6 protein-coding genes are annotated in these 6,983 nt (G+C 72.3%); 2 read left to right on the top strand and 4 right to left on the bottom strand.

What is annotated here, in order from left to right; all coding sequences use genetic code 11:
• Positions 1–322 precede the first annotated feature (322 nt).
• Positions 323–523: an SCO3870 family protein gene (locus KN815_RS36055; RefSeq protein ID WP_216346054.1), complete on the top strand. Its 201-nt coding sequence runs from the start codon at positions 323–325 to the stop codon at positions 521–523.
• 2 nt (positions 524–525) lie between these two features.
• On the opposite strand, the gene KN815_RS36050 is transcribed toward KN815_RS36055, so the two are convergent.
• Entirely contained in the window at positions 526–675 is a 150-nt protein-coding gene (locus KN815_RS36050; RefSeq protein ID WP_216346053.1) for a hypothetical protein, read from the bottom strand.
• 135 nt (positions 676–810) lie between these two features.
• Between KN815_RS36050 and KN815_RS36045 the strand changes: the two genes are divergently transcribed.
• Positions 811–2,883: an alkaline phosphatase family protein gene (locus KN815_RS36045; protein ID WP_216346052.1), complete on the top strand. Its 2,073-nt coding sequence runs from the start codon at positions 811–813 to the stop codon at positions 2,881–2,883.
• Positions 2,884–2,982: 99 nt separating this feature from the next.
• Here KN815_RS36045 and KN815_RS36040 read toward each other — a convergent pair whose 3' ends face one another.
• The 3 genes from KN815_RS36040 to KN815_RS36030 all read right to left on the bottom strand — a co-directional run bounded on the left by KN815_RS36040 (position 2,983) and on the right by KN815_RS36030 (position 6,868).
• Positions 2,983–3,819, bottom strand: a complete 837-nt coding sequence (locus KN815_RS36040; RefSeq protein WP_216346056.1) for an ECF transporter S component — start codon at positions 3,817–3,819, stop codon at positions 2,983–2,985.
• Between the two features lie 104 nt (positions 3,820–3,923).
• Positions 3,924–5,546: an ABC transporter ATP-binding protein gene (locus tag KN815_RS36035; protein ID WP_216346051.1), complete on the bottom strand. Its 1,623-nt coding sequence runs from the start codon at positions 5,544–5,546 to the stop codon at positions 3,924–3,926.
• Complete coding sequence (locus tag KN815_RS36030; protein WP_216346055.1) at positions 5,543–6,868, bottom strand: energy-coupling factor transporter transmembrane component T; 1,326 nt, start codon at positions 6,866–6,868, stop codon at positions 5,543–5,545. Before KN815_RS36030 ends, KN815_RS36035 begins: the two co-directional genes overlap by 4 nt.
• Positions 6,869–6,983: the final 115 nt, after the last annotated feature.

Raw genomic sequence — 6,983 nt, 5'->3', positions numbered from 1 at the left:
TTCGCGCTGATCACGATGTGCGCGGGCGGGGCGCTGGCCACGGGGACGATTATTCAGCGGCTCTAGGCCCTGTCCGGTGGATCTTCGCGGATCAGCCCGCGGCGTCTGGTGCGGTGCATCGCAAGGCGGAGGGTCGTCCTCGTACCGGGTCGTACTCGGACGATCCCGACAACGCGGCGAGGTGCCGTGCCAGGCGTCGCGGGCCCGCGAAGATCCGCCGGACAGGGCCTAGGGGCCGCCGCCGAGCCACTCGGATCCTGACATGGTGATGCATGTAATGTCGGTGTTTGATCAATCGTCTCGTGGCTTGGAGGAAGCACTTATGACGAAGGCTCCATTTGTCGCCACCGCCGGCGCCACCGCGGCGCTCGGGACCGCGCTTGGTTCCCTCGCGCTTCAGTTGCGCGCAGACGGCTACGAGCAGTACGTCGAGTCCGTGGCCAACTTCAGCGTCGTCATGTACGTCACCTCGGCTCTGATTCTGGTGACCTGGTTCCGGGACGCTCGCTCGCGCTCGAACTGACTTCACGCGCCCTGGGGGGCGTCGGAAGGGGCCGAGGTCTCGACGGCGGCCGGGCCGTTGGAAGTGGTCGGGGCCTCGACCGCGCCCGGAGATTCGAAGGTGGCGGGGGCCTCGAAGGCGGCTGGGGCCTCGAAGGCCGCGGTGCAGGTCACACACCGCACAGAAGTCGGCAACCTTTCCGGTGATTATGGCTCGCTCGGTGTTCATGCGGGGTTGCGGTCCACTCGCTTCGATGAGCGGGGTGCGCCATCCATCCCCGACTGTCCATGCTCATATGAGGAGCCTCGATGACCCCTGATCCGATCATGCCGACGCCCGAGTCCGAGCCCGGCGACAGACCCGGGACGACGACCGGCACCACCCGCCGCCGGTTCCTCCAGGGCACCGGGGCCGCCGCCGGGGCGCTGGTGCTCGGCGCCAACCCCGCGGCGGGCGACGCGTACGCCGCCACGAGGCCGGGGCATAACCTGCCGAATGGCTTCAAGGGCAACATGTCCGATCTGAAGCATGTCGTGATCCTGATGCAGGAGAACCGGTCCACCGACCACTACTTCGGCACATTCCCCGGCATACGCGGCTTCAACGACAAGCAGGTGCTGCGGTTCCAGGACGGCACCACCGTCTTCCAGCAGAAGGACGGCAAGGGCAATATCGTCACCCCGCAGGTCGACGACGGCGCCTGGGGCAACGACCACGGGCCGTGGGGCGACGTCGACCATCGCAAATGGGATCTGTGGGTGCGGCACAGCGGCGCGAGCTGCATGAACTACCACAGCGACGCCTACATGAGCTTCTACCACTCCGTCGCCGCCCAGTACACCATCGCCGACCAGAACTTCTGCTCCGAGTTCGGGCCGACCGACCCCAATCGAAAGTACCTGTGGAGCGGTACCGCCAACAGCGAGACGGGCAACACCGATGAGTCCAACTACTCCCGTCCCTGGACCACGGTGGCCGAGCAGCTCCAGCAGGTCGGCATCGACTGGCGGCTCTACTCCGACAACAGCGGCAACGGGCGACAGGGCTACATCAGCACCTGGGTCGGCGACTACGGCGACAACGAGCTGAAGTACTTCAAGGGGTTCGAACCGGAGGGGCTGAGCCCCGACGACCCGAAGCTGCGGCCCGGCACCGGGCTGATCTGGCGCGGCAACGCCATGTACTACTCCGGCATGACCTCGCCGAACGACGACTCCGACGAGAACCTCGACGCGGTCCTCAAAGACCTCCACGACGCCTGTCAGCCGGGCGCGGAACACCCGCTGCCGGCGGTCTCCTGGATCGTGGCACCGTACGGCTGGTCCGAGCACCCGGACGCGGACACCCTGCACGGCGAGCGCTACACCAAGAAGGTGCTCGACATCCTCCAGAGCAATCCCGATATCTGGAACCACACCCTCTTCATCCTCAACTATGACGAGAACGACGGGAAGTTCGACCACGTGCTGCCGCCGTGGCCCGAGCCGGGCACGGCCCGCGAGTACGCCGGCGACTATCCGCTCGGCTTCGGTCCGCGAGTGCCGATGCTGCTGGTCTCGCCGTGGACCCGCGGCGGGTACGTCGCCTCGGAGGTCTTCGACCACACCTCGACGATCAAGTTCCTCGAGACCTGGGCGGACCACCTCGGCAAGCCGTTCCGGTGCCCCAACATCAGCGATTGGCGGCGCTCGATCGCGGGCGACCTGACCAGCGCGGTCGACTTCGCCCACCCGCAACCGGGGCCGGCCGCCTTCGCGGACCCGGTCGCCGAGAAGTCGCCGTCGATCGCCGCCGACCATATGAAGCCGCGCCCGCTGAGCTTTCATCCGCACGCGGTGATCTCGGAGGACCGGGCGTCGGGCAAGGTCACCGCCAAGATGACCCTGACCGGCGGCCCGAAGGGCAAGGCCATGAGCTTCCAGGTCTTCCCCGACAAGTACCAGGCATTCTCCAACACGCCGTTCACCGTCACGGCGAGCAATCCACGTGAGTACACCTGGGACGCCAAGGCCAACGACGGCAAGTACGCGTTCTCGATCTACTCCAACGACGGTTTTGTGCGCTCCTTCGCCGGCCAGGTCGCGCCCGCCGGAAAGCGGAACGGTGGCCTCCCGCGCGTGGCGGTCGACCTGCTGAAGGGCGGGGGCACCAAGCGCGAGGTCCAGGTGCGGCTCACGTTGCACAACGACGGCACCGAGCCGGTGAACTACACGCTCACCGCCAACGACTACCTCGGCGGTACGCAGAACGTCACGGTGGCTCACGGCGAGACGAAGGTCGTCATGTGGCCGACCCAGGAGGGGTACTACGACGTGGTCGTCACCGCCGACGCCGACGCCGCCTGGACGCAGCGCTACGCCGGCCGCGTCGCCACTGCCTGAAAGGGCTGAGCGGTCGAGGCATCCGTGGCGACGGCGGCCGTTCTGGCCACCGTCGCCACGGTGCCCGCCGTGCCGGGCGGGGGGCTTCGCCGGTGACGTCTAGGGGGCGTCGGAAGGGGCCGGGTCCTTGGGAGTGACAGAGTCCTCGAAGGTGGCCGGGGCTTCGAAGGCCGCGCGGCGGGTCGCTCGGCGGAGGGCCTTGAGGATGGCGCCGCCGAGGGTGAGCGTGAGCACCATCGTGACCACGGAGCGCGGCAGGTCCCAGCCCAGCGAGGTGGTCAGGCAGTACGCCACGAAGCGGGCCAGGTTGTCGCCGAGCGGATCGCCGGGGACGTAGGAGATCCCCGAGGCCATGCCCTGCATCAGGGTCCAGCCCTGGAGATTCATGACCGTCCCGTACGCCACGGACGCCACCGCCCCGTACCCGGCGAGCAGCAGCGACTCCGCCCGGCCGCGCAGCCGGGCGGCGCCCGGCAGCAGCCCCGCGCCCATCGACACCCAGCCCATGGCCAGCATCTGGAACGGCATCCACGGCCCCACGCCGCCGGTGAGCAGCGCGGACGCGAACATCGACACGGCGCCCAGGACGAAGCCGAAACCGGGGCCCAGCACCCGCCCCGAGAGCACCATCAGGAAGAACATCGGCTCGATCCCGGCCGTCCCCGCGCCCAGCGGCCGCAGGGCCGCGCCCGCCGCCGCCAGGACCCCGAGCATCGCGATGGCCTTGGCGTCCAGACCGGTGTCCGCGATGGTCGCCACGACCACGGCCAGCAGGAGCGGAAGCAGCGCGGCGAACAGCCAGGGAGCGTCGGCGGCGTGGGTGGTGATCCCGGAGTCGCCCGGTGCGAACAGCGGCCACCCGAAGGCGACGACACCGATCGCGGAGACGAGGGCGAGCGCCGCCACGGAGCGGGGGCCGAGGCGCACGGCCCGGATGCGGCCGCTGGAGGTCGCGGTCGGCGCCGTGCCGTGTGTCGCGGTCGGCTGTGTGCCGTACGTCGTGGCCCGGTGTGGCTCGTCGCTCAGGGGGCGCTGCCCGCTCACGGTGTTCCCTCCAGCGCCTCGCGCACCTGTGGCACCGTCAGCCACCGCAGCGGCGCCAGCACCTTGGCCACCTGCGGGGCGAACGCGGGGGAGGACACCACCACCTCCGCCGTGGGCCCGTCCGCGACCACCTCGCCGTCGGCCAGGATGACGACGCGGTGGGCGAGTTCGGCCGCCAGCTCCACATCGTGGGTGGCCAGCACGATCGCATGCCCGTCCGCCGCCAGTCCCCGCACCATCTCCACCAGCCGGGCCTTCGCCGCGTAGTCGAGCCCGCGCGTCGGCTCGTCGAGCAGCAGCAGGGGTGGGCGGGCGGTGAGGATGACGGACAGGGCCAGCGCCAGCCGCTGCCCCTCCGACAGATCGCGGGGGTGGGCGGTGTCCGCCACCTCCGGCAGCAGTCGGCCGACCAGTTCACGGCAGGTGCCGGGCGCCGCGCCCGCGTCCTGGTCGGCCGCCGCGCATTCGGCGGCGACCGTGTCCGCGTAGAGCAGATCGCGCGGCTCCTGCGGTACGAGGCCGACCTGGCGCAGGAGTTCGGCGGGGCGGGTGCGGTGCGGTACGGCGCGGGCCGGGCCGACCCGTACCGACCCCGAGGCGGGTTCGTACAGCCCGACCAGACTGGCCAGAAGCGTGGACTTGCCCGCCCCGTTGCGTCCCATCAGCGCCACCGTCTCGCCCGGCCGCACCGACAGGTCCACTCCGCGCAGCGCCTCGACCCGGCCGTGGCGCACGGACAGCCGCGCCACCTCGCCCACCGGATCGCCCGGCGGCGGATCGGCCACCGCACGGGGGGTGAGCGATGCCAGCCGCTCCCGCAGCGGCCCCGCCTTGCGGCGCGCGTCCCGTACGGACAGCGGCATCGGCGACCGCCACCCCGCGAGGCCGCCCAGCGCCACCACGGGCGGCTGGACGGGTGACACCGGCAGCAGTTCGGCCGGTGCGCCGGACAGCGGGGCGGCGCCGGGGGAGGGCAGCAGGATCATCTGGTCCGCGTACTGCGCCACCCGCTCCAGGCGGTGCTCGGCCATCAGGATCGTGGTCCCCAGGTCGTGCACCAGCCGCTGAAGCACGGCCAGTACCTCCTCGGCGGCGGCCGGGTCGAGGGCGGAGGTCGGTTCGTCGAGGACCAGGACGCGGGGGTGGGTGGTGAGCACCGAACCGATCGCCACGCGCTGCCGCTGCCCGCCGGAGAGCGTGGCGATGGGACGGTCCCGCAACTCGGCGAGGCCCAGCAGATCGAGGGTCTCCTCGACCCGGCGGCGCATGGTGTCCGGCGCGATGCCGAGGGACTCCATGCCGTAGGCCAGCTCGTCCTCGACGGTGTCGGTGACGAAGTGCGCGAGCGGGTCCTGGCCCACGGTGCCGACGACGTCGGCCAGTTCGCGCGGCTTGTGGGTACGGGTGTCGCGGCCCGCGACGGTGACACGGCCGCGCAGGGTGCCACCGGTGAAATGCGGTACGAGACCGGAGACGGCACCCAGCAGTGTCGACTTACCGACCCCGGACGGGCCGACGAGCAGACACAACTCCCCCTCGGGAACGGTCAGATCCACCCCGGAGAGGGCGGGCCGCGCCGCCCCGTCGTACTGGACCGACACCTGCTCGAACCGGATCACGGGCTGGCCTCCTCGGCCCCCGCCCCGGCTCGCGCATCGCCTTGGGCGCCGGGCGGGGTGTGTGCGGTGGGGTGGTTGTCGGAAAGTGGGTCAGCGGCCGTATCCGCGCGCGGTTCCGCCGCCGTGCCGCCCGGTCCCGGTTGTGGTCCCGGCCCCGGCTCGGCAACGGGCCGGGCGCTCCGGCCAGGGCCCGGCGACGCCGGGCGCTGTCGATCCCGGCCCGGGGCCGGTGCGGCGGGGGCGTTGGACGTTGGGAGGGGCTCGGGGGGTGTGGGCCGTGGCGGGGCCGGGGCCGCGAAGGCCGGGAGCAGGCCCAGCAGCACCCCGGCCGCGGGCCACAGTGGCAGCGTCGGGGCGGTGAGCGGGACGACGGATGGCTGGAGGGCCCCCGGGGCGTAGGAGGCGGCCCGGATCATCAATGCCGCGACCGCCGCACCCGACCCCGCCACCAGCCACGCCCGGACGCCCCAGCGGTCCGGGCGGTAGCGGCTGCGCACCGAGCGGCGGCCGCCCAGCCACAGTCCGCCGAGCGCGGCGGCGAGGCCCGCGAGCAGCAGTGGCAGACCGTAGCCCGCGCCCTCGGCCGCGAGCAGGCCGTACGTACCGCAGCAGACGCCGAGCAGCCCGCCCAGCGTCAGCGCCGTGGTGGTACGGGCGACGGCGGGCGGGACCTGGGCGGTGCGGCCGTAGCCGCGCGCGTCCATCGCCGCCGCCAGGGCCACCGACCGTTCCAGCGCGCCCTCCAGCACCGGCAGTCCGACCTGAAGCAGCGCCTTCACCCCGCGGTCGGGGCGGCCGCGCAGCCGACGGGCGGAGCGCAGCCGCTGGACGTCCGCCACCAGATGCGGTGCGAAGGTCATCGCCACCACGACCGCCACCCCGGCCTCGTAGAGCGCGCCGGGCAGCGACTTGAGCAGCCGCGCCGGGCTGGCCAGCGCGTTCGCGGCGCCGACGCAGATCAGCAGGGTGGCCAGCCGCAGCCCGTCGTACAGCGCGAACACCAGCCCCTCGGCCGACACCCGGCCGCCGATCCGCACCCCCTGCGCCCAGTGGGGCAGCGGGACTTCGGGGAGCGTGAAGAGCACCCGCGTCCCGGAGATCGGCGAGCCGAAGAAGACCGCGAAGAACAGCCGGATGGCCAGCACCACAAGGCCCAGCTTGAGGAACGCGGTGTACGAGCGGGCCCACGGGGCGTCCGTGCGGCGTACGGCCACCACATAGCCCGCGACCGCGATGAGCAGCCCCAGCAGCAGCGGGTTGGTGGTCCGGGACGCGGCCGTGGCCAGCCCGAGCGCCCACAGCCACCAGGCCCCCGCGTGCAGCGCGCCTCCGCTGCGCGGGGCAGCGCCGCGCTGGGCCCCGGCACGCGGCCGGGTACGGAACCGGGTACGGAACCGGGTGCCGAACCCGATGCGGCCGCGGCCGCGCGCGGCCGTG

The organism is Streptomyces niphimycinicus (genome assembly GCF_018883605.1).
GTDB lineage: Bacteria > Actinomycetota > Actinomycetes > Streptomycetales > Streptomycetaceae > Streptomyces > Streptomyces niphimycinicus.
This window is presented reverse-complemented; position numbering and strand designations above follow the sequence as displayed.